Source organism: Sphingomonas phyllosphaerae 5.2 (assembly GCF_000419605.1).
GTDB lineage: Bacteria > Pseudomonadota > Alphaproteobacteria > Sphingomonadales > Sphingomonadaceae > Sphingomonas > Sphingomonas phyllosphaerae_B.
Window position 1 is genome coordinate 789,450 of sequence record NZ_ATTI01000001.1, and the last position, 21,214, is coordinate 810,663.

Here is a 21,214-nt window from a genome sequence, read left to right on the forward strand (position 1 = left end):
CTGTCGGTCGATTGCGACGGCATGGGCGTATCGTGCGGGGCGCTGCAATGGAACATCGGGCAGGGCTCGCTGCAACCGGTGGTCGTCGCGGTCGGCGAGCGCGGGGTGCGCGCGGCGATGCCGCAACGGGGCGCGGTCATGTGGCGCGCCTGCAATGCGCCGGTCGTCGCCGGGCTGAAGATTATCCGCGCGTGGCAGCCGGGTGGCAAACTGCCCGCGCCGACCCGCGCGGAACTGGTCGCGCTGATGGGATCGGACACGATGCGCCGGCAACAGCACGACCGCATCGCGGTGGTCGCGGCGCGCCCGTTAATCGCCGCGACGCGCTGGCGCCCTCGGCCGAGCGCGGCGCGGCGATCAAGCGCGTGTTCCTATGGTTCTTCGATCTGGTGACCCAGAACGGCGGGCTGGAAGGGATCGTGTTCGACGACGTGCGCACCTTCATCCAGCGCAACGGCGAGGCGAAGGCCGACGACGTGGTGTGCGAATTCCTCGCCGGCGTCACTGGCGGCTCCGGCCACGTCAAGGATGCGGCTTGCGCCGCGCAATTGTGGCGCGGGGGTAGGCGGGCGACGGTCGGCTGGAATCGTTGGTGCATAGCTATTTCCGTTCCAATACCGCCGACGCGAAATGGCGCCACGTCGTGCTCAACCGCAAGGGGACGGTGGCGATGGGCAAGGGCTGGGGCAACGGCAGCTCGCACGACTGCAGCCGCTTCGGCATCTGAACCACAAACGCCTCGGCGCGGTTGGGCGCCTGGCCGCTAACTGTAATCCTTTACCCTTCCGCCGAGGCGTGAAGAGGCGTATGTCTGTGCGCAGGGCTTACTTCGGCGCGCGCGGCAACGGCCGTCGCCACCGTAGATCCGCGTTCCCGAGCCGTCGCGCCCCGTAAAGAACGGGTGTTTGGGTGCGTGCGCTCGTCGTCGCTGGTTGATGTGATGCGATCGGGGAGGGGCATGTTTGCAACTTGCGTGGATGATGTCCGGACGACGGTGGCCTGCCGGCTGCTGATCGTCAGCGATATCCTGCTGTACCGAGAGGGCGTGGCGCGCGCGCTGGAGCAGGCGGGCGGTTTTGTCGTCGCGGGAACGCGGGACGGGCGCGTCGCCGCGCTGGCGCCGGGCGCGCTCGCGTCCGGCGAGCCTTATGACGTCGTGCTGCTCGACGTGTCGCGGCCCGACGCGCTGGCGCTCGCTGCGACCCTGCGCGCGCACGCGCCGGGGGTGCCGGTGGTCGGCTTCGGCGTCGGCGGGGGCGAGAGCGAGGCGCTGGCCTGTATCGAGGCAGGGCTGGTCGGCTTCGTCGGGCGCGAGGCAACCATCGAGGAACTGGCCGCCACCGTGCGCCGCGCGGTCGCGGGCGAGGTGCGCTGCTCGCCGCGGCTGGTGGCGCGATTGTGCGAGCGCGTCGCCACGCTCAGCCATGCGCACCCGCCCGCCAATGACGCGCCGCTAACCCAGCGCGAGGGGCAGGTCGCCGAGCTGATCGCGCAGGGGCTGTCGAACAAGGAAATCGCGCTGGCGCTGGGCATCGGCCCCGCGACGGTCAAGAACCACGTCCATAACATCTTGGAAAAGCTGCATGTGGCGCGGCGCGGTGCGATCGGCGTGCGGCTCTAACCGGCGCAACGCACGGGCACTCGGGCACCGTCAAACCAAATGCACCGTCTGGTAATCGGGTGAGGGTGAGGTAGGTCGGGCCATGCCCCGTCCGCGCAAGCCAGCCTCGCCATTTCGCTACTTCAGCTCGTCGCCCAAGGTAATTTGGCTGGTGGTGCTCATGTACGTGCGGTTTCCGCTGAGCCTGCGGAACGTGGAGGACCTGCTGTTCAAGCGCGGTATCGGCATCTGCCACATACCGATGGCGAAATGAGCGCCACTTGTGACCATAACGGTATCCACGACCACTTCTCTTGAACGCTATCTGCCGGCGGCATCATAAGCGAAGCAAATGAATGCAAAACTAAGTTATGGTGAGCCCATGTTATTAAGCGTGGAAGAGGTTGTTCAGTATATATTAACACTCGCGCGACGCCCTGCATCAATCGGTAAGGTATGGTGAGGAAGTTCGGTCAGACCTGACCTCATATGTTATGAGCGTGCAAGATAAGCGTAATTCTAGCACGCTTCACCTTTAGGGGTATCATTTTTAGTAGCGAGTTTCCCCCCGATCTGCTTTTTCGCGGGTATGCAGGGTCGATAGTCAACCCGATCGCGGCGCATAGATTTCGTCGAAAGCGTTTAAACTCAAGTGACTGTATATTGATCAATTAAGACTATGTGACATTTGCGAGCATAAAGCACCGCAGCCCAATGTTACTTCTTTTTCCTTTTTTCATCTTAGGTACCTTAAGCCTAGAAAGGGCTGTCTATGCTTGAAATGTCGACTATAGGGAGCAAATATCATCGTCCGGTTCGCAAGTCAGCCAAGGGTGGGTTCGCGTATAGCAACGGCGGCAAGCATTTTGTTGAGGTTGTAAGTGCTTGTAACAACGGCTCTGCTATCACTATTAATGTGGTAGACAGTGACATTGCTCGCGAAGCCGCTTGTTTGCTTATAAACAGGTGCTACATCCCGCGGGGGTATGGCGGAGACCATGCGGTTCCCTCAGGTAAGTCTAGCCTGACGTTTACAGCTTCTGCTGGACAAGCCGTCTTTGCTACTCTGACGTTAGGGATAGATACAGGTATCGGACTTGCAGCCGACGACTGTTTTAGAGATCAAATAGATAAATTTAGGTCTAAGACGCGAGCTAAGCTTTGTGAGCTAACGAAACTTGCGGTTGATACGGCGGCTCCACCAAAGGAGCTACTTGCTGCTATATTTCACTTTGCGTTCATATATGGGGGCCACCATCATACGTGTACAGACTTGTTCATAGAGGTAAACCCACGACATCGGCGGTTCTACGAGACAATGCTTGGGTTCGCTCCTATCGGCGACGTTCGGATTAATGCTAGAGTGGCAGCTCCTGCTCAACTAATGCACTTAGACATCTCTAACGTCCGAGTGCAGTTAGACGATGAGAATAGGGGGTATGGATCAGCGCGAAATCGATCACTTTACCCATTCTTTTTCTCCCCAGACGATGAGTCGACAATCGCCGCACACGTGCGTAACGATGGTTAAGGACACGAGGGAGGTGTACAAGAGTCCTTGTTGCGTTCTACCAGTCTACTAATTGGATTCGAATAAGAGTTCTCCGCCCCGTCGAGCCTGCAGGCGAGAAGCATCAGGCGGACGCGCAGATCGCCAACGTCCGTCGCTTGACGGGGGTTTTCGAGCAAGCGTTTCTATTTACTACGGAGAGATGGGGTGCGCAGGGTTGGGCGCCAGCGAACTGTGCCTGGTAAAGCAGCTTAGAGCGTCGAACCGTAACCTAAAAAGGCGGTTACCGACCCGAGGCTTGACAAGCGCATCCTCTATGACGTGCTGTTAGAATCTCTGACGCCCGGACGGCGACGCGAAATGCTTCGGCGGGGTCACGGATCCCGCGGCATGAGCGAGCGGCGTATCGCTAATTGTTGTTAGCGAAAACCAAGCGTGATGGTGTGATGTGCGCGAGCCCGGGCGTCGAGATGATCGTGATTTTTTCAAACACCTCGATCGACACGACAAAGGCGCAGTCTTCCCGGCCGCCTAACTCCAGGATCTCGCAATATGCAGTCATTTCTCCGAGCGCCGGGACAGTGTGAAACGCAATGGCCACCGCCGCTTGTGCGGTCGCAATCCGGGCTTCGAACATGGTCGGATGATTAGCCTCGAACGAGGATCGTACCGCCGCACCGACTATCGAGATACAATAGTAGGGCACGCCTGTTAAAACCGATCGCGCGTCGGCCCGGTAATTGAGTACCGGCGATGAGGAAAGCTGCTCCTCCCCAGCATAGCGCCATAGGCAGCGGCGAATGCCCGATGCGCAATGCGTGCCGAGCGCGAGGGAGATGTCTGCGCATTATGCAGGGAAATCTGCTCGCGCCTGAGGATGTAATTCATGTCCATGCGAATGCCTCCTGAGCGGAGTGCTCGATCGTTGGGCGCATGTCGCTCCGGTCATGCGTGCTCAATCGATATGGGAGTGGCGCCGGCACTTACACCTCGAACGCAAAAAATTAAAGCGTGCAGCCGCTCGACAGGTAAATGAGGAGGCGCATCCTGCTGAAGATGAAAAGGGTCGCGTCCCGGCAAGTGGTGTAGCTGAGGGGTGGCCATCGGAGATCGTCGGATAGGTTCGGGTTGCGAAATCCAACCAACGGAGACCCCGATGGCCGACGATACGATGGGCGTTCAGGCGCTGCTGGAAAAGAGCGCGGATGCTGATTTCCTGCGTGAGATGATCGGCTTTGCCGCGCAGCGGCTGATGGACCTGGAGGTCGGTGGCCTGACCGGTGCCGGATATGGCGAGAAGAGCAGCGATCGGCTCGCCCAGCGCAACGGCTACCGCGAGCGCGACCGGGAAACCCGTGCCGGCACCGTCGAGCTGCGCATCCCCCGCTTGCGGAAGGGCAGCTACTACCCAGCCCTCCTCGAACCCCGGCGCGTTGCCGAGAAGGCGCTGACCGCCGTCGTGCAGGAGGCATATATCCAGGGCATCTCGACCCAAGAAAAAGGTTCGCTTCTCGATCTAGTCGCGATGGGCGTTGCATAGAAAGGGTCTTCTACGACGCTGAGGAGCTCGAGCAGCGCCTGTGCGTGAAAACGGATGCCGCAACCGGCCTCGCCGCGGATACTTGTCGGCGTACAGATCATTCGGGCTTGCCGCCATGATTGCCCTTCAGGAGTCGTTGGCGGCATGATCGGCGTCCATAATCCCGCCGGGGCATTTACCACCGGAACTGTTAAAAATCATCGTTGACAGCGGTCGTCCGTAGGCAGAGAGCTTACTTGGGATAGCGCGTTGACCGTACAATCTCGTTAGCCCCCTTCGACCATGGCGTTCTCGCTATCAAATCCGCAGATAGCGGTCGCGAATTTATTGGCCGATCGTCCAGTACTGGAGATCGTCATGAATATTCTAAAACTGTCAACCATCGCTTTGGTGGTTATATTTCCTGCTTCGTCGTCGGGCCAGTCGGAGGTGCGGGATGTCACGGTTAAAGCCGCGCTGCTCAGCCCGGCGCGCTGGGCCGTCGAGGTGAACCGCAAACTCGAACGGGTTTTGATCTATCCTTACCTGTTCTCCAACGAACTCCCTCGAACGGGGATGGTATCGGTTCGTTTTCACGCCGATGATATGAACCGGCCATCGATGATGGCGATCTCGCGAACGTCCGGTATTCGAGCGTTTGACAAGGCGGCCATGATGGCCGTTAGCCGTATCGGCGCGATGCCGTTGCTGCCCGCAACGTTTCGCCAGAATCAGGCTTTCGTAGCCAATATCATCTACGCGGCGAGCGAGGGTGATTACGATCAACAGGTAGCCGTTCTTCGCAAGGAGGCAAAGACCTTAGCCGAGGGGCCGGCACCGGATCCGAACACGACGGCTTTCGTCATCACGTCACATGTGGGCGTCGCCTCATAAAGGCAACGGTGTGTGCAGCGTCGCTCTTCTCACGCTTCTGCGGACGGGAGGGGGCGATTTCTGGAGAGCGTCCTTCCATAACGCATCGCGCAACGTGCACGAGTGACTGCGTCTGGCTCGAATGCCTGCACGGCATATCATGTTGCGCGGACGAGATCATCCCGCGCTGCGCCCAAGCGTTCACTTAAACGGCAACCTGGTACTCGACCTCCTTCGTAGCCGGAGGAGTCAGGGAGTATTCTCCTGACCAGCTTCAAGCATTACCTTTAAGCAGCCTGCCGTCACTCTGCGAACTCGCGAGAGGCCTGGTGTTGTAAGCACGTGACCCAATTGGTCTATGCAATGAAAAAATTAATCGAGGGAGGAAAGCATGCGCTGCATATCGTTAGTGGCTGGCTTAATCGCGGCATCCTTTATAGGTCTTCCCGCGCATGCCGCCGTCGTGACTTCGACGTACGACTACGTCGCGTTATTTTCTACGGGGCCATTTGGCGTCGTCGTCGGAAGCGTCACTGCATCATTTGACCCAGCCGTTAGGGGCGTCGTTGCAGTGGAAGCGGCCAATACATCTCTCCCCGGAAATTACCCGACTACGGGCTTGCTGTACTCTCCGAATTATATCGCATTCGGCAACTGCAACGCAGTCGGATGCTCATCCTCATCCAATAACAATCACTATTACATCAACTTCATCGTAGGCGATCGCGGCGACGTGCTTACGCCAATAAATTTCTCATATGCAACTCTGCTATCGGACGTATACTCCAGTGATCAGCTTTCGATCGTGCGCCGTCCATCGGCAGGGCCATCGGTTCCAGAGCCAGCCTCATGGGCGCTGATGCTTGTAGGTTTCAGCGTTATAGGCTTGTCTTTGCGTTACAAGGCTACGCAGGCGGCATAATGGCGATGGTCAGCGCTCGGCGCTGAGCTGTCCCGGGTCATCATCTTTAACCGTCAAAAGGGCATTTATTGACGTTTCATTGGAGTTGCGCTTGTTTCGTAGTTTAATACTTGAACTGGAGCGGTGTCCGAGACGGCCTGTCACAAGGCTTCAAGCTTAGTGACGCGTCAGTCAATTATGTACAATTCCTATCATTATGGCAAAAAACTATCATAGGTTTGTTCTTTGTCGTGTTCCATCGTGTCATACAAATACGAGCATAGTTTTTCTTGAGCTTGCTCAACGAGGAAAATCATCATGAAGAACTTCGTAATGTCGGCGCTAGCTGCTGCCGCGCTTTTAGGTGCGTCATCAGCTGGTGCAACGACCTTCCCGGTCGGGTCACCAAATTTCACTGCAACGGCCGGACCTAATGGATCGTTCGCTGGGTCGTTTCGAAACGTTGGGATTGTTGCAGGATTATTTACAGACTACTTCACCTTTACGCTTCCGTTAAATGGACAGGGCAGCGGAACGGTAACAACCAGCGTCAACATGGATGATTTGTTCACAGCGAATGATCTCGATTTTACGTCGGTTTTGGTCAACGGCATCGCTGCAAATTTAACCGTGACCAGCGGTGGTGCATTTGAGGTTGCATTTGCGCAAGGTATCCCGATCACCGCAAACAAGCTGAACACAATCGAGGTGAACGGAGTCTCGCGTGGAAATGGGGCATATGGTGGGCAAGCTACCTTTAGCCCGACTGCTGCAGTACCAGAGACAGCAACATGGGCGCTAATGATTGTGGGCTTCGGAGTAATGGGCTATTCGCTACGTCGTCGCCAAACAGGAAGTCGCATTCGGCAGGCGATCTAGAACTAAGAGGTCAGCGTCGAGGCGCTGACCTCCTCCCGGCTTTTGGAAAGCTTGAGAAATGGCTGATCACTTCTGGCTGAGTGATAAGCAATGGTTGGCAATAGGGCCGCACGTTCCGCAGGTTTGCGCAGGAATGCAGCGTTCCAACGACCGCCGCGTGATATCAGGCATCGTGCATAAATTGCGCGAAGGTTGCAGCTGGTACGCGCTGCCGATTGTTTATGGTCCATACACGACAGTGTACAATCGGTACAAACGCTGGAGCAGGCGAGGTGCGTTGCAAGTGATCATCACAGCTCTAGTTGAAAGTGACGGTCCGCCCGCGAGGGGTCTTTCGACTACCGGTATGTTGGATGCTGAGTGAAGCGCGGCTTATTTCACGGGTAAATGTCTGAACTCGCGAAAGGCAGCGCTGGCTGTATCAGCTTGCCAGGAACGGTCAGATCGAGCCGAGATCGATCAGGCAGGATGCGGTTTCAATGAGTGTGGCAATCTGAAGGCTTAGAAATTACCTTGGTTCGACCGGCGTGATGAGTAGATCTGCCTTTCGGGCCCTCCTTCCTTGCGAACCGCCGATGTATTCTGGAGCCTCGCTTGACCGAGCCACCGGTGGAAGTGACGATCACGGCGGAGGACGATGTCGCTGATCGTCTTGATGACCTTACGAAGCGTCTTACGGTTGCTAGGCTTCGCGACGGGCCGGTTCTTCAGGTGATCGGGATGATCTCCGGAAGCGTCTCTTCGGACAGGTTGCCGGAGCTGCGCGCGCATGAGGGAGTAAAGGCGGTAGAGGTCTCCGGCGAATTCGCTCTGACCCCGCCGCAGTCCGTTGTCCAATGATGCCGTTCTGGTGTCGAACGCTGGATCGGCCTTCGAGCCAAACACGAGGGACCGCGCCGAACTTTAGACTGGCGCGCCCGCCGTCCGCTGCCGCTAAACGCCATAGCCTCAGGCCTAATCGGCAGCGTTTGCACTTCTCGGAAAGGAGCAGTCATGCAGCATCAAAACGCGCCGCTAACCCGCGAGCAACTCTTCGATCTCAGTATCGAGGCGGGCACGAGAGACCTTGAACCGTTCACGACGGCCTCTGTCGGCCGTCAGCGGATCATGGAGCTTGCCGATGGAAGCGTGCAGCTCGGTCGCGTCGGAGAGAAGTGCGAGGCGGGCGAGGTTTTCACCCGCACGCTTCCCGAGCGGAGGCGGGCAGCCGTCGCACGACTTCAGGATGGCCGACGCGAACGCGCCGTTCGGTTGGAGGCAGGCGAGAGCTTCCGCCCCGCGGGTCTCGTTCTCGGTTCAAGGCCAACGCTCGTCACTTCACTCGGCAGGCCGCGATTTGGCCTTTCAAGCCGCGGTACCCGCACGATTATGTCGGAGAGCCCGCACAGTACGATTATCGACGGGGAGTCTCGCTCCCTCGTCTACCCGGACACATTCCCGTACACGGCGGTCTGTAAGCTGTTCTGCAGATGGCAACAGGCGCCGGGCGGCCCATGGCTGAACGAGAGTGAAGCCACAGGATACATGATTGGCCGGAACACGATGATGACGAGCGGCCATGTGGGTCCGCGAACCGGTGGCGCCGGTTGGATGATTGAGGTCATACCGGCCTGCTGGAACGGTCAGTCCCTGTTTGGCCCAGGTGCTGTCAGCTACGTGCAATCCTATCACTCATGGAACTCCGACTCGGGCAGCGACATAAAGATCTGCAAGCTGTTCGATCCGCTTGGCGATAGGACCGGATTTTTTGGCTACCGCGGCTACAACTCCGGTTGGGAGGATGGAGAGTATTGGACAATGGCCGGGTTCCCCTACGATGTCAGCCTCACTCACATGTCGCATGAGGTCGGCATCGCCGTTCGCGACGACGACGATGGCGACGACATAAAGGTTGACGGAACTGCCTACGACACGACCCAGGTGGAGAGCGATGCCGACGAGGCATCAGGGGTGTCCGGAGCTCCCCTATGGGGATGGTGGGGCGACCAAGTCCAAGCGATCGGCGTGCACCACGGCGTCGAACGCGACGGCACAATCTTTGGCACGGAAACGTTGTCGTGCGCATCGGGCGGAGCCGGCTTCACGCAAGCAGCGGCCTGGGGCCGTCGTTTATGGGGTTGAGGCGCGCCTTGGAGAAGGCTGATCGCGTGTTGGTACAGAGAGCGTTCCACAACGAGTACGAGCGCGCGCGGGCGACCCGGAGGTCTGTGCGCAGAAAGCTTGGATGAGCCCCGCAGGCGGCCGCCGCGTTCCGGCTGATGGCTGAAGGTTATCTTGTGAGGAGCGCTTAGCGAGAAGACGCCTACGGGGGAGCAAACGAACTTGGCCCGCAAGGTACCCACGTAGTGCGGCAAACGCTTCTGCAGCCTCGATTCCGTTGTTGTATGCGAGAGGAAGCCATCGCTGTTCATCGACTATGAAGATATACCACGAACCGCTTTGATCGTGCTCAGGCCGCGGCAGCACCACACACCTGCGAATGACCTTCATGTGGTTCCTTAGAACCCTGAAGCCGACGGTATCACAACACGTCGGCTCCGCTCCAGCGTCATTCTATCTCGCGGAAACAAAGCCCTTTTCGGTCAACGTCATCGCATCAAGATCAGGCTCAGAGGCTCGTGCGCCCCGACAAACGGAGGCGGCGACCCTTGACTACCATGGCGGGATTGGTGCGGTAACGTTCCAGCAGTCCGTCGATTAAAGCTGCCTGTACTAGCAGCGCTTCTGCATATTCCCGCTTCGACGCATCGTCGGCTCGACCGAACTCGGGATTGGCAGCGATCACAAGCACGGCCTGAGCGCGCACGGCTTCCGCGGTCGTACGGTTGCGCATGGAAGGATCCCCGTGCGCGACACCCACGAACTCATCCACTAAACCGAGTAAGCGTCGGCGAGGTCTTGGCAAACCAATGTACCGGTGCGACCCAAAGCCGAGTTTGGTGGGCGTTTTCAAGGAACTAAGCTCTAGTGGCCCCGCTGTTAGTGTCGCGAGCTTCCTTGATATTTTCCGAGATGAGTTGCCGTTTGCCTGCTGAGAAGCAGCCTAACGGGGTAGAAGCTCACCCTCATTCGGCGATGTGCAGTTGCTTTGACAGCAGCCTTCGCGATGTTCTGCATGAAGTTCTACGAGCTCGCGAAGCGCCGTATGGCTCAGCGAGCGCGCTTGCTTGCCTTAGGGGAAAGGATCCGCCGAGGCTGCCGAAGGGGAAACGACAGCGTCGGCGGAAAGGTAGAGGCCCGTTTGACGGGATCGCGAAATCAGCCGCCGAACCTCAGTAATCAAGCGGCTCAGACGGCTTGGGGTTCCCTGATGATGGGGCTACATCCGTGATTCGAGTGAGGCGGGCGCAGGTGCTCCGGCTCTTGTCGGCCTTCTAGGCACTGACGAACGCCCGAAGGGGTCCTGTCAAACCAATGTACCGGCGATCGCCAGAGCCGAGTTTGGCTGGCGTTTTCGAGAAACTAAGCTACCGTGGCTCCGCTGTCAGTGTCACGAGCTTGCCTTGGTATTTTACGAGATGGGTTGTCGTTTGCCTGCTGAGAAGCAGTCAAGCGGGGTAGAAGATCACCCTCATTCGGCGATGTTCAGTTGCTTTGACAGCACCCCAGCGGCGCTGGGTTCCTGCGGCCGCGACAATAAAGCGCGCCATAATAGGCGTTTACAAAGCGCGCGATCGGCGTACGGTCATGAACGTCGTTGGCCGACTCGTGAGCGCTAGCGGTTGAGAGATGCTTATATGCTCCCGCTCGTCTCAGCTGCGGGGTGTATATGCCGTACTTTCGGCTATATCGTATCGGACGTGACGGTCGTATTCTCGACGCGATTACTATTGAGGCGCAGGATGAGACCGTCGCCGTTTCCGCGGCAATCGCGTATGATCATGCTCCTTGGGTAGAGATTTGGAGCGGTCACCGTTTGGTTGCCCGCGTCGATCCTGAGGCCAAGACTGCAATCATAATCTAGAACCACGTCGCACCTTGTGCGTCCAAGCATCGCCGGATGCGGCGCTGATGGAAGGACCCCGTCGCAGGCCATTGCCAAAGGGAAGGGCACCGTCAACCAAATGCACCTGCTGGTAATCGGGTGAGGGTGGGGTAGGGCGGGAGCATGCCCCGCCCGCGCAAGCCAGCCAGCCGGCTCTGTCAAACCAATCGCACTCGCTAGTAATCGGCTGATGGTGGGGTAGGGCGGGCCATGCCCCGTCCGCGCAAGCCAGCCTCGCCATTCCGCTACTTCAACTCGTCGCCTGCGGTGATCCGGATGGTGGTGCTGATGTATGTGCGGTTTCCGCTTAGCCTGCGGAACGTGGAAGACCTGCTGTTCGAGCGCGGGATCGACATTTGCCACGAAACAGTGCGGTTGTGGTGGAACAGGTTTGGTCCGCTCTTTGCGGGCGACATCCGTCGCGCATGCATGAGCCGGATGCGCGGCTTCCGACATTGGCGCTGGCACCTGGATGGATGTACGTGAAGCTGAACCGCGAGATGGTCTACCTCTGGCGCGCCGTCGATCACGAGGGTGAGGTGCTGGAAAGCTACGTCACCAGGACCCGTGACAAGGCATCCGCGCTTGCCTTCATGAAGAAGGCGCTCAAACGCCACGGCTCACCGGTGGCGATCACCACCGATGGTCTGCGCAGCTATCGTGCTGCGATGAACGAACTGGGCAATGCCGAAAAGCAGGAGGTCGGTCGCTGGGCGAACAACCGGGTGGAGAATAGTCACCTGCCGTTCCGACGACGGGAGCGGGCGATGCAACGCTTCCGGCAGATGAAGACGCTGCAGAAGTTCGCATCCGTCCACGCCAACATCCACAACCACTTCAGTCTGGAGCGCCACCTCATCGATCGACAAACCTACCGGGAGCGACGCTCCGCCGCACTGGCGGAGTGGCAGGCGCTTGTCAGCTAAACGTCGCCGTCATAGATCGAAACACATCATGTGGAAAGCGGTTCGCATTAGACTGACAGCACCGGCTAGAGGCCAAACCTGTTTAGCGGGTCCGAACGCAAGAAGGAGGATAACGCCTGTCGGCATTACCCTCCTCCGTTCGCCGGGACGGCAGCGTTGCTGCAATCCTGATTAGATTGCCTGGCTGAAGCGCACCACGGTCTTGCGACGCCGCATTGCAAAGCCAACCACGCCGAAGCCCATGACCATCATCGCCCAAGTCGCCGCTTCGGGTACTGCCGCGGTAACGGGGGTGAAGGTCGCCTGTCCGCCATAAGCACCATTGCCGCGCGACAGGCCATTTACGACCAAGCGATTCAACTGCCCACTCACGATCGGCACATTGTTGACGAATGCGACTTCGAAAGCACCGCCCTCGGTGCGCGTGATATTGGCGGCGAAGCCATTAATCAGGACCGAGGTGAAGTCGAGGTCACTTACCGAGAACAGGTCAGTGACGCTGGTGGTCACCGTGCCGCTGCCCAAGCCATTGCTCGGCAGCGTGAAGGTGAACGTGTCGGAAAACACACCAGCGGCAATACCCTGATTCTTGAACGCGCCCGCGAAGGTGCCTCCCGCACCCGGCGTCGCCGTGAAGTTGGGCGTGCCAACCGGGAAGGTGGCTGCTTCCGCGGTGGAACCGAGCGCCGCCGCGGCGGCGATGCTCATAGCTGCGAGAAATTTCATACGACGCTCTTCCTTAGAAAGGCACACCCATAAAAGTGCGACTGCCAGGGCCTATCACGGCCTCCCTCATAAATGAACAACAAATTAACGGCCCTTGCCGAGTCAACTGTCTGTGATTGGGACGATAAATATCCGGTCCGGGCGATCGGTTTGCGTGCCGCGGGCATCGTATATCCGAGAAAATGCACGCCTCACCTCTTGGCAGGCGTTGCCGACTAGGAGCTGTTAACCAAATCTGCTTAGAAAAGTTCCGAAGAGAAAGCGTGATCGCAATCACCACCTTCCGAAATAGAAACCGTGGCTCGCAACAGATTCCTTTCGTACACCGTCTTATTCGAATAGCAAAAGCTTTGAGCGTGAGCGCTGCGCGCGCCGTCGCACATTCTTGCTCTTCGATGCGCTAGACTATAGATCGCCGCTTTTACCTCGATCTGTAATCATACCATCGATTTCTTTGTGGTCCTGCATAAACTACATCGCTCATTAGCTTTTTGGGGTGGCATATGTCTCGTATCTTCCTTTGCGAAAGAAGGCCTACTAACAGCTCACCCTTTGAAATGCCTGATGTTTCTTTTGCTAAACTCAGTCAATCTTTTGTGTATGAGACTATGATTGCTGGCCGTGACCAGCAGGAGCACTCCCTCACGATTGAGGTCGCGTGCGGGGAAGCAGAGTGGGCCGCAGCGCGGTCGCTGCTAAACAAGCGATACGCTTGGCGTGGGTACGGTGATGCGCACAACATCCCTTTGACGCCGACGCATTCGACCTTCACAGCTTCCATAGATGGCGCGCTAGTAGGCACACTAACGCTTGGTGTGGACTCGCCAGCGGGCTTGGAGATCGACGAGACTTTCCGTAATGAGCTCAACACATATCGGCGCGTACCCGGTGCCAAATTGTGCGAGCTCACAAAGTTCGCGTTTGAAACGAATGTGCAATCTAAAGCGATCTTGGCCGCCTTCTTCCACTTTATATTCATATACGGCGAATGCCGCTACAACTGCACTAATTTGTTCATCGAGGTGCACCCGCGCCACCGTCGCTTCTACGAGGCGATGCTTGGCTTTAATCGGGTTGGCGGGCTTAAAGAAAACGCCGACGTCAAGGCGCCCTCCCAGCTTATGCAGCTAGAAGTCGCCCAAATCCGTGCGCACCTCGAAGACTCTTCTTTCTCTGCCGACGGCATTGGGGAGCGATCCCTCTACCCCTTCTTCCTTTCAAACGGTGTCGAAAACGACATTCGTCAACGGATGGAGCTCGGCGGCCCCAAGGCGGCGATAGTTGCTCATTGCGTCGTGCCGGTAACGGAACAGTCTGAGCCAAGCTCGCTCGCCGCTTGAGCATCGGCCGTCAGCTCTTCCAACTAAAAAGACGCGCGGCGCAAGAGCTTCTCAGCTTGTACAGCGAACACGTCTACCAAACCGCAAAGCGCAATGCGGAGCACTAGCAACTTTACCAATTCGCATTCATAGCAAGCTGTTATCAGGTCGGCGGCGTTATTATAGCCAACCTTAACGCGTTGCCCGCGCCGCTGGTCTAACCTCCCACTGGGGGCGCCGCATCACCAATTATTAGCGCCGATACCACAGGACTTGTTGTCAAATGATGTGCAACTGACCACGTCGCGCGCCGCCAGAAGTCGTCCGGCGCCAGTACTTAGGGTCAGGACTCATTGGTCATAGCCAGAAGATGACTGTGGCCGCGAGGGCGACGGCGGAGAGGAAGACCGTTGGGCATCGGTCGTAGCGTGTGGCGACGCGGCGCCAATCTTTCAGGCGGCCGAACATGATCTCGATGCGGCTGCGGCGCCGGTAGCGCCGCTTGTCGTACCTGACCGGCTCGTTGCGCGATCTACGGCCCGGGATGCAGGGCTGGATGCCCTTGGCTTCCAGGGCGTCCCTGAACCAATCCGCATCATAACCGCGATCACCAAGCAGCCATTGCGCCTTTGGCAGATCGTCGAGCAGAGCTGCCGCGCCGGTGTAGTCGCTGACCTGCCCGGCGGTCATGAAGAAGCTCAAGGGCCGCCCATCCGCATCGCTGACGGCATGCAACTTGGTGTTCATACCGCCTTTCGTGCGGCCGATCAGGCGGCCGAGATCCCCTTTTTAACCCGCAGGCTCGATGCCGTGCGGTGTGCCTTCAGGTAAGTCGCGTCGATCATGACTGTTTTCGGCACGGCCTCCGCTGACGCCAGACCCTCCATCATGCGCAGGAAAACGCCCCGTTCACCCCAGCGCTTCCACCGGTTGTACAGCGTCTTGTGCGGACCATACGCGCTCGGTGCATCACACCAGCGCAGTCCGTTGCGATTGACGAAGACGATGCCACTCAGCACCCGTCGGTCATCGACCCGCGGCTTGCCATGGCTCTTGGGGAAGTACGGCTGCAGGCGCGCCATCTGCTCATCCGTCAACCAGTACAGGTCGCTCATCCACGCTCTCCTCACGGGGCCTGAATCAGATCGCGGCGCTCACATCAATGGGTCCTGACCGTAAGTATGCGTATCACGCCCGACACACTGAGGTTTACGATGCGGTACAGCTCTCAATCCTCTAGGCAGCCACAATTCCATTGCTTCTAGTGGAAACCGCAATTTAACGAGGCTTGCGGCCAAGTCCGTTCTTTTTAGCAAGGTCGCGGCGACTCTCGCGATATGAAGGCGCCACCATCGGATAGTCAGCCTTAAGGCCATAACGCCGGCGATACTCGTCTGGTGTGAGGCCATGCCCTCCGAGATGCCGACGCAGAGTCCGGTAAGGTTTCCCGTCGATCAAAGAAATGATGTGGTCCTGTGAACCAAGTGACTTGCGCACCGACACTGCTGGGACAAACTGCTTCAACTCAATCTTAACGTGGCGATGTTGCTCATTTGCGATGGTTAAGGCTATAATGGCATCGTGCATGGAGCGCAGGAAAGCAGGCACTTCCTCGCTTTTTACGCGCGCGTTAGGGTTGCTTAACCATGCAACTGTCAACTCAGTGGCTAGCTGAACGGCGTTCGGAGCATCAGCCATCATATATCCTTGCGTATTCATCGGGACGTGGGCGGATCGGTCCTTTGGAGGCTTGATGATTGCGTTGCAAGGCATACCGCTGTCGACACATGAGCTAGGCTTCCGGTGATTTCGAGGCAACGCAGGCCGCCCTGGCGGTCGATGTGATGTCGACACCTTGTCGATCTCCGCGCCGGCGATCGTCCGTCGGGGCTGCAGCTCTACGAGATGCCGTTCCGGAGCAACATCTCGCTCAGGATCCTGGCAGCTAAAGGGGTGCTTGCTGCGGAAGCGCCATGTGACTGTCGGAGCAAGGCGCGCGCATGATCACTGTGGTTGCTCGCCGCCGATCACGCCGAAGAACTCTCCTCGTAGCGGACGAGCTGGTCGGATGCGTGAGCCTTGCCATTGCAAAAAGCCGTACCGAGCTTTCTTGAGCTAGCTGCTCGGAATTGGTCACATGCCGTGCGGACATAATAACCCGCCAGGTCCAAACGCGATTGCCAAAAAAGATCGGAGCAGCAACGCCACTGGGCATTTATGCCGCCGTGCCTGGCAGTAACAGTTCCATCTCGGCGACAACGCAGCAAAAAGCCGCCAGCTTTTAAACCGGCGGCTTTCGCTCCACCTAATCCAAGGGATTAGATCAGGTGTCGGACGTCACAGAAGGGTTAATACGCGCACTGCCACGAAATTCAATAAAAAAAGACACTTGAAAAAGAATCTTTTTCTATTTCCGCGCCCCGACCCGCAAAACTGCGTCCTCGCCAGGCGGGCGCATCCATGTGGAATGCGGCGGGACCCGACTGCGCTCGTATAGGTCGTCGGCCTCGCTGAAACCGTTATTAGGTGTTTGATCCCACGGTTTGATGGTGCGATCCTTTCGTTAGAATGGAAGGAAGCGGCTCTGTCAAAGCTAATGCACCTGCGCCGCTCGCCGGGGTAGGGGAAGCGCATGCCCCGCCCGGGCTCCGTCAATCCAAATGCACCTGCTGGTAAATGGGTGATGGTGGGGTAGGGCACAGGCATGCCCCGTCCGCGTAAGCCAGCCTCACCGTTCCGCTACTTCAACTCGTCACCTGAGGTGATCCGGCTGGTGGTGCTGATGTACGTGCGCTTTCCGCTAGTCTGCGAAACGTCGAGGATCTGCTGTTCGAGCGCGGGATCGACGTTTGCCACGAGACGGTGCGGTTGTGGTGGAACAGGTTTGGTCCGCTCTTTGCGGGCGACATCCGTCGCGCATGCATGAGCCGGATGCGCGGCTTCCGACATTGGCGCTGGCACCTGAATGGATGTACGTGAAGCTGAACGGCGAGATGGTCTACCTCTGGCGCGCCGTCGATCACGAGGGTGAGGTGCTGGAAAGCTACGTCACCAGAACCCGAGACAAGGCGGCCGCGCTTGCGTTCATGAAGAAGGCGCTGAAGCGGCACGGCTCACCGGAGGCGATCACCACCGATGGTCTGCGCAGCTATCGTGCTGCGATGAACGAACTGGGCAATGCCGAAAAGCAGGAGGTCGGTCGCTGGGCGAACAACCGGGTGGAGAATAGTCACCTGCCGTTCCGACGACGGGAGCGGGCGATGCAACGCTTCCGGCAGATGAAGACGCTGCAGAAGTTCGCATCCGTCCACGCCAACGTCCACAACGGCTCCGTCAAACCAAATGCACCTGCTGGTAATCGGGCGACGGTGGGGTAGGGCAGCGCATGCCTCGACCGCGCAAGCCAGCCTCGCCGTTCCGCTACTTCAACTCGTCGCCCGAGGTGATCCGGCTGGTGGTGCTCATGTACGTGCGCTTTCCGCTAAGCCTGCGCAACGTCGAGGACCTGCTGTTCGAGCGCGGTATCGACATCTGCCACGAGACGGTGCGGTTGTGGTGGAACAGGTTCGGCCCGTTGTTCGCCGGCGACATCCGCCGCCAGCGGGTGAGCCGGATGCGCGGGTTCCGACATTGGCGCTGGCACCTGGACGAGATGTACGTGAAGGTGAACGGCGAGATGGTCTACCTGTGGCGAGCGGTGGATCACGAGGGCGAGGTGCTAGAAAGCTACGTCACGCGCACCCGCGACAAGGAGGCAGCGCTCGCCTTTATGAAGAAGGCGCTGAGGCGCCATGGCTCGCCCCATGCGATTACCACCGACGGTTTGCGCAGCTATCGCGCGGCGATGAACGACCTTGGCAACGCCGAAAAGCAGGAGACCGGACGCTGGGCGAACAATCGGGCCGAGAACAGTCATCTTCCGTTCCGACGACGAGAGCGGGCGATGCAGCGCTTCCGGCAGATGAAGACGCTGCAGAAGTTCGCCTCTGTTCACGCCAACGTCCACAACCACTTCAGCCTGGAGCGCCACCTCATCGATCGACAGACCTATCGGGAACGACGCTCCGCCGCACTGGCGGAGTGGCAGGCGCTCGTTAGCTGAACATCACCGTCAAAGCCCGACGTGCATCGTGTAGAGAGCGGTTCGCGTTAGACTGACAGCACCAGTGGTAGTCACGGGCGGCACGGCTTTCCAAGCTGTGACGGAACAATTTCTTCCGACGCTGGAGGCGAGCGGGATCCCGCGCGGCGAATCCATCATCCTTGCCAAGGACTGGTATTCACTGATCGCACTCGCCAGGCTCTTGCGGGACTTCGGCACCCCGATCGTCGGCCCAGGTGCGCGCCCTTACAAGCGGTCGCGACTTTTCGCCCAGCTTGCCGAGCAACTTTGTGGCGCCATCGTGGAGCCGTCGCCCGACACGACGCGGCAGCTCGAACGCGCGCTCTTCCACACGGTTCAGGACGCAAGTGGCGAGACTCGCCTCGAACTGTTCGGGTTCGAGGGTCGGCGAGTGCTGGTCAGGCTGCAGCGTGAAGCCGTTAGGCTCGCCCAAGCCGGCCATGGTGCATTGGGCTGGCTGGACGCCATGTCGCAGGCCACGGGTGATATCCTGCGACAGGCGGGATACGTCGACTCACAGCAGTCTGGTCTGTTCTATGCCTCCGTGCAGGAGATGAAGGCCGACATGGTCCGGCAGAAGGTGGACGTCGCCAACCTTTCCATCGAGCATCTCGGACTCTTCGCTAGCCCCACCAAGGCACTTCGCCTTTCCACGATACACGCCGCCAAGGGACGCGAATATGCCGCGGTGTGCATCATCGGAATGCGTACGGGATCGTTCCCGCACTACAACACCACCGACCTCGCGGCGGAAAAGCGGCAGTTCTACGTCGCGATTACGCGGGCCGAAAAGTTCCTTATGTATGTCGCCGAGCGCGATCGCTGGAATAATCCACCAGGCCCGTTTCTCGGTCCGACTGGCATCAACGTCCTGAACTGACGGGGATCATCGTGGTGACTGGCATGGCATGAACGAACGTTTGCTTCTCGGAGCGGCTTTAGCGGCCGCAGCCGAGAATGACCGCGATGGGGCTTCTCAGTGTCATAACCGGTCGGTTGTGACCCCAGCCCGAAGCGGCAGCAGACAGCTGCTGCAATCATCAGGGCGCGACTAGAAGCTACAGGTCGAGCTCGGCGGCCTGCTTTGGGGTTAATCTGCGCAACGTCAGATTGCCGATGTTCGCGTTGCTGGCAGACAGCTTCCCAGCGTTGCACTTCAGCACGACGTTAGAGGGTGCGTCATTGGAATCGCCAACATAGTGCACCGTCGCGGAGATGCGATCGGCCGAACGCTTGTTCACCGTCACGTTCCCGCGCGAGATGCCGCCTTCATAGTATTTCCACGTGATCGAGCCTGACTTTCCAATCCGAACGAACAGGCCGGAGCCATCGCCGCTTTCTTCTGAGAAGGACACATTTGAATAGGCGCCGATGCAGCCGAACTCCGCCTCGGTCGACTTCGACTTCGGCTTCGGCTTCGGAGTAGGCGGAGCTACAGGCGCCGGCATAGCACTTTGGGGCGTTGCGGTAGGTAAACGTGCCGCTTTTTTAGCCGTCGGCTTGGGCGAGCGATCCGCGAGCAGCAGATATGCTAGCGTCGCGATTGCAATCACAAGCACCGCAGCGATAGTAGCCTTGATCCAGCGAGTACGGGCGCTAGGCTCGTCTTCCTGAGACCCAACGGCGAGGTGCTCGTCTTGGTCGACGACGGTTGATGACGAGCTAGGCAGCAGCCGAGCTTTTTCGGCCTCGAACTCTTCCGGTGTCAGCGCACCGGCGTCCAGCAGCGCCTTTGCGCGCTCCAACTTGCTCATCCAATCATGCATGCCCTACGATCCTATCAGCCATCCATTGGAGAGCAAGTTAGTGGACTATGATGCGCTGGAGCGGCTCGTCCGATTGCGGGATCAAGGCGCTCTGTCCAGTGGAGAGTTTGCCGAGCAAAAGCGCATTCTGTTTGACGAGGATGGTGCGGCTGCTTCAGCGCCGCTGATCGTGTCGGAGCGCCTCTCCCCTCATTCGCCACTTCAGAAGATCAGCGCCGCAGCGTTCATTACAGGCCTGTGCGCCGTGCTGTATTCCACGTTCATCTACGATGCGACGATTAGTCCCATGGATGCGCCAAGCGCATATTCGTCGATAGACGTGTCCAGCAGCATCGAGGACAAGGCACGTGCGATCAGTGACGTAAATGATCGGCTCGAGCGGACGATGGCCGGTGAGCGGATCGTCAACCTTTCGCGCCTTAAGGAGCAGCGCCAGATATTCTCCTTCGGCGCGTTGCTGATGATTTTGGGTGCTATCGGCTTCGTGGTTCCACTGGCGCGCAGGCGACGCTGAGGCGCAGCCCATTTTACCAAGGTAAAGCGTCATGTTGTGATGGTGTCACAACCGGTCGATTCTGTCATGGCATGTCAATGCACGGTTTTCCGCGACTTCGCGGGTGTCAGAAGCTCGTGTCAGAACGTCGGCTTGCGGTAGGTGAGCGTGTGCTTCAAGGCAGACTTGGCGGCGCAGCGGCCAAGCCGACTAAGAGGCAGGTTTTGGCGAGAGCAGCCGTTAGGCACGGCACGCGGGAACGGCAGGAATGTCCCGCTTCTCGCCATTTCCGCCATCGCTGTTCGAGGCGTCAGGCGAACATGAATGGATGTCCAAAGTTGGAGAACGCGGAACCACCACTGAATGTCGTGTTGTGGGTCTACCCGTCGCAGAGCTGCCGGACAGCTTCCGCCCCATATCGGCCGTTCACTCGATCGGCATGCGTCCCGAAATTGGCCGTTCAAACCGCTCGTCCAGTTCCCGTTTTCTCATGTTCGACCGGCAAATTTCGGGAAAATCCAATCAGGAACAGATTTCGGGGAAGCGTGACCGGAAGAAACGCGCAGCGCGTGTATCAACGGCCTTGTCCTGTTT

General features: G+C 58.6%; 20 protein-coding genes and 4 pseudogenes. 18 read left to right on the forward strand and 6 right to left on the reverse strand.

The window, feature by feature from the left end; genetic code table 11:
- The first annotated feature begins 21 nt into the window (after positions 1–21).
- The 5 genes and pseudogenes from SPHPHY_RS0103845 to SPHPHY_RS22755 all read left to right on the forward strand — a co-directional run bounded on the left by SPHPHY_RS0103845 (position 22) and on the right by SPHPHY_RS22755 (position 3,131).
- On the forward strand, positions 22–393 hold the full coding sequence (locus SPHPHY_RS0103845; protein WP_022685384.1) for a hypothetical protein: 372 nt from the start codon (positions 22–24) through the stop codon (positions 391–393).
- A gap of 199 nt (positions 394–592) precedes the next feature.
- Positions 593–727, forward strand: coding sequence for a hypothetical protein (locus SPHPHY_RS22630; RefSeq protein ID WP_022685385.1), 135 nt, complete (start codon positions 593–595; stop codon positions 725–727).
- A gap of 231 nt (positions 728–958) precedes the next feature.
- The gene (locus tag SPHPHY_RS19145) at positions 959–1,621 is read left to right on the forward strand and encodes a response regulator transcription factor (RefSeq protein WP_231370341.1); all 663 of its coding nucleotides are present in this window, start codon (positions 959–961) and stop codon (positions 1,619–1,621) included.
- 82 nt (positions 1,622–1,703) lie between these two features.
- Positions 1,704–1,856 (forward strand): annotated as a pseudogene (locus tag SPHPHY_RS21195) (IS6 family transposase); the annotation flags it as partial.
- Positions 1,857–2,381: 525 nt separating this feature from the next.
- Positions 2,382–3,131, forward strand: a complete 750-nt coding sequence (locus SPHPHY_RS22755) for an N-acyl amino acid synthase FeeM domain-containing protein (RefSeq protein WP_419554967.1) — start codon at positions 2,382–2,384, stop codon at positions 3,129–3,131.
- A gap of 388 nt (positions 3,132–3,519) precedes the next feature.
- Here the strand turns inward: SPHPHY_RS22755 and SPHPHY_RS0103865 are convergent, their stop codons facing one another.
- Complete coding sequence (locus tag SPHPHY_RS0103865; RefSeq protein WP_022685388.1) at positions 3,520–3,747, reverse strand: hypothetical protein; 228 nt, start codon at positions 3,745–3,747, stop codon at positions 3,520–3,522.
- Between the two features lie 519 nt (positions 3,748–4,266).
- Between SPHPHY_RS0103865 and SPHPHY_RS0103870 the strand changes: the two are divergent.
- The 7 genes and pseudogenes from SPHPHY_RS0103870 to SPHPHY_RS20840 all read left to right on the forward strand — a co-directional run.
- A pseudogene (locus SPHPHY_RS0103870) lies at positions 4,267–4,641 on the forward strand (transposase); the annotation flags it as partial.
- Between the two features lie 291 nt (positions 4,642–4,932).
- Positions 4,933–5,523 (forward strand): hypothetical protein, encoded by a 591-nt coding sequence (locus SPHPHY_RS0103875; protein ID WP_156024991.1) that lies wholly within the window; start codon positions 4,933–4,935, stop codon positions 5,521–5,523.
- A 370-nt stretch (positions 5,524–5,893) separates the two neighbouring features.
- The gene (locus tag SPHPHY_RS22760; protein WP_156024992.1) at positions 5,894–6,424 is read left to right on the forward strand and encodes a PEPxxWA-CTERM sorting domain-containing protein; all 531 of its coding nucleotides are present in this window, start codon (positions 5,894–5,896) and stop codon (positions 6,422–6,424) included.
- A 297-nt stretch (positions 6,425–6,721) separates the two neighbouring features.
- Positions 6,722–7,282, forward strand: coding sequence for an FxDxF family PEP-CTERM protein (locus tag SPHPHY_RS21205; RefSeq protein WP_081645223.1), 561 nt, complete (start codon positions 6,722–6,724; stop codon positions 7,280–7,282).
- A 58-nt stretch (positions 7,283–7,340) separates the two neighbouring features.
- On the forward strand, positions 7,341–7,646 hold the full coding sequence (locus SPHPHY_RS22765; RefSeq protein ID WP_081645224.1) for a transposase: 306 nt from the start codon (positions 7,341–7,343) through the stop codon (positions 7,644–7,646).
- 230 nt (positions 7,647–7,876) lie between these two features.
- Positions 7,877–8,122 (forward strand): hypothetical protein, encoded by a 246-nt coding sequence (locus tag SPHPHY_RS0103880; RefSeq protein ID WP_156024993.1) that lies wholly within the window; start codon positions 7,877–7,879, stop codon positions 8,120–8,122.
- A 153-nt stretch (positions 8,123–8,275) separates the two neighbouring features.
- Positions 8,276–9,403 (forward strand): trypsin-like serine peptidase, encoded by a 1,128-nt coding sequence (locus SPHPHY_RS20840; protein ID WP_022685392.1) that lies wholly within the window; start codon positions 8,276–8,278, stop codon positions 9,401–9,403.
- A gap of 487 nt (positions 9,404–9,890) precedes the next feature.
- Here the strand turns inward: SPHPHY_RS20840 and SPHPHY_RS0103890 are convergent, their stop codons facing one another.
- Positions 9,891–10,115, reverse strand: a complete 225-nt coding sequence (locus tag SPHPHY_RS0103890; RefSeq protein WP_022685393.1) for a hypothetical protein — start codon at positions 10,113–10,115, stop codon at positions 9,891–9,893.
- A 1,362-nt stretch (positions 10,116–11,477) separates the two neighbouring features.
- On the opposite strand from SPHPHY_RS0103890, the pseudogene SPHPHY_RS19150 reads away from it, so the two are divergent.
- Positions 11,478–12,193 (forward strand): annotated as a pseudogene (locus SPHPHY_RS19150) (IS6 family transposase).
- 171 nt (positions 12,194–12,364) lie between these two features.
- Here SPHPHY_RS19150 and SPHPHY_RS0103900 read toward each other — a convergent pair.
- Positions 12,365–12,901, reverse strand: a complete 537-nt coding sequence (locus SPHPHY_RS0103900) for an FxDxF family PEP-CTERM protein (RefSeq protein ID WP_051148260.1) — start codon at positions 12,899–12,901, stop codon at positions 12,365–12,367.
- A gap of 521 nt (positions 12,902–13,422) precedes the next feature.
- On the opposite strand from SPHPHY_RS0103900, the gene SPHPHY_RS19155 reads away from it, so the two are divergent.
- The gene (locus SPHPHY_RS19155; RefSeq protein WP_156024994.1) at positions 13,423–14,259 is read left to right on the forward strand and encodes an N-acyl amino acid synthase FeeM domain-containing protein; all 837 of its coding nucleotides are present in this window, start codon (positions 13,423–13,425) and stop codon (positions 14,257–14,259) included.
- Between the two features lie 336 nt (positions 14,260–14,595).
- On the opposite strand, the gene SPHPHY_RS21215 is transcribed toward SPHPHY_RS19155, so the two are convergent.
- Together SPHPHY_RS21215 and SPHPHY_RS21220 are read right to left on the reverse strand one after the other, a co-directional pair.
- A protein-coding gene (locus SPHPHY_RS21215; RefSeq protein WP_156024961.1) for an IS5 family transposase occupies positions 14,596–15,353 on the reverse strand; the annotation gives its coding sequence in 2 pieces (ribosomal slippage) (positions 14,596–15,020 and positions 15,020–15,353; 759 coding nt in all).
- Positions 15,354–15,516: 163 nt separating this feature from the next.
- Positions 15,517–15,936 (reverse strand): MucR family transcriptional regulator, encoded by a 420-nt coding sequence (locus tag SPHPHY_RS21220; RefSeq protein ID WP_081645386.1) that lies wholly within the window; start codon positions 15,934–15,936, stop codon positions 15,517–15,519.
- A gap of 1,006 nt (positions 15,937–16,942) precedes the next feature.
- On the opposite strand from SPHPHY_RS21220, the pseudogene SPHPHY_RS21225 reads away from it, so the two are divergent.
- The 3 genes and pseudogenes from SPHPHY_RS21225 to SPHPHY_RS19165 form a co-directional block, all read left to right on the forward strand.
- Positions 16,943–17,564, forward strand: a pseudogene (locus tag SPHPHY_RS21225) (IS6 family transposase); the annotation flags it as partial.
- 59 nt (positions 17,565–17,623) lie between these two features.
- Positions 17,624–18,340 (forward strand): IS6 family transposase, encoded by a 717-nt coding sequence (locus tag SPHPHY_RS0103925; RefSeq protein WP_022685397.1) that lies wholly within the window; start codon positions 17,624–17,626, stop codon positions 18,338–18,340.
- A 64-nt stretch (positions 18,341–18,404) separates the two neighbouring features.
- The gene (locus SPHPHY_RS19165) at positions 18,405–19,241 is read left to right on the forward strand and encodes a 3'-5' exonuclease (RefSeq protein WP_022685398.1); all 837 of its coding nucleotides are present in this window, start codon (positions 18,405–18,407) and stop codon (positions 19,239–19,241) included.
- A 178-nt stretch (positions 19,242–19,419) separates the two neighbouring features.
- Here SPHPHY_RS19165 and SPHPHY_RS0103935 read toward each other — a convergent pair whose 3' ends face one another.
- Positions 19,420–20,127 carry an SHOCT domain-containing protein gene (locus SPHPHY_RS0103935; protein WP_022685399.1) on the reverse strand — a complete coding sequence of 236 codons (708 nt, stop codon included), beginning with the start codon at positions 20,125–20,127 and terminating at the stop codon, positions 19,420–19,422.
- Here SPHPHY_RS0103935 and SPHPHY_RS0103940 point away from each other — a divergent pair.
- Complete coding sequence (locus SPHPHY_RS0103940; RefSeq protein ID WP_022685400.1) at positions 20,126–20,641, forward strand: SHOCT domain-containing protein; 516 nt, start codon at positions 20,126–20,128, stop codon at positions 20,639–20,641. The genes SPHPHY_RS0103935 and SPHPHY_RS0103940 overlap by 2 nt on opposite strands.
- Positions 20,642–21,214: the final 573 nt, after the last annotated feature.

Excerpts from the sequence above, each read along its gene's own strand:
- SPHPHY_RS0103940 (WP_022685400.1), top strand. The coding sequence starts at position 20,126 with ATGCCCTACGATCCTATCAGCCATCCATTGGAGAGCAAGTTAGTGGAC.
- SPHPHY_RS0103865 (WP_022685388.1), bottom strand. The coding sequence starts at position 3,747 with ATGTTCGAAGCCCGGATTGCGACCGCACAAGCGGCGGTGGCCATTGCG.
- SPHPHY_RS0103935 (WP_022685399.1), bottom strand. The coding sequence starts at position 20,127 with ATGCATGATTGGATGAGCAAGTTGGAGCGCGCAAAGGCGCTGCTGGAC.
- SPHPHY_RS20840 (WP_022685392.1), top strand. The coding sequence starts at position 8,276 with ATGCAGCATCAAAACGCGCCGCTAACCCGCGAGCAACTCTTCGATCTC.
- SPHPHY_RS21220 (WP_081645386.1), bottom strand. The coding sequence starts at position 15,936 with ATGGCTGATGCTCCGAACGCCGTTCAGCTAGCCACTGAGTTGACAGTT.
- SPHPHY_RS19145 (WP_231370341.1), top strand. The coding sequence starts at position 959 with ATGTTTGCAACTTGCGTGGATGATGTCCGGACGACGGTGGCCTGCCGG.
- SPHPHY_RS0103875 (WP_156024991.1), top strand. The coding sequence starts at position 4,933 with ATGGCGTTCTCGCTATCAAATCCGCAGATAGCGGTCGCGAATTTATTG.
- SPHPHY_RS0103845 (WP_022685384.1), top strand. The coding sequence starts at position 22 with ATGGGCGTATCGTGCGGGGCGCTGCAATGGAACATCGGGCAGGGCTCG.
- SPHPHY_RS19155 (WP_156024994.1), top strand. The coding sequence starts at position 13,423 with ATGTCTCGTATCTTCCTTTGCGAAAGAAGGCCTACTAACAGCTCACCC.
- SPHPHY_RS0103900 (WP_051148260.1), bottom strand. The coding sequence starts at position 12,901 with ATGAGCATCGCCGCCGCGGCGGCGCTCGGTTCCACCGCGGAAGCAGCC.
- SPHPHY_RS0103925 (WP_022685397.1), top strand. The coding sequence starts at position 17,624 with ATGCCTCGACCGCGCAAGCCAGCCTCGCCGTTCCGCTACTTCAACTCG.
- SPHPHY_RS22755 (WP_419554967.1), top strand. The coding sequence starts at position 2,382 with ATGTCGACTATAGGGAGCAAATATCATCGTCCGGTTCGCAAGTCAGCC.
- SPHPHY_RS21205 (WP_081645223.1), top strand. The coding sequence starts at position 6,722 with ATGAAGAACTTCGTAATGTCGGCGCTAGCTGCTGCCGCGCTTTTAGGT.
- SPHPHY_RS22760 (WP_156024992.1), top strand. The coding sequence starts at position 5,894 with ATGCGCTGCATATCGTTAGTGGCTGGCTTAATCGCGGCATCCTTTATA.
- SPHPHY_RS22765 (WP_081645224.1), top strand. The coding sequence starts at position 7,341 with ATGGCTGATCACTTCTGGCTGAGTGATAAGCAATGGTTGGCAATAGGG.
- SPHPHY_RS0103890 (WP_022685393.1), bottom strand. The coding sequence starts at position 10,115 with ATGCGCAACCGTACGACCGCGGAAGCCGTGCGCGCTCAGGCCGTGCTT.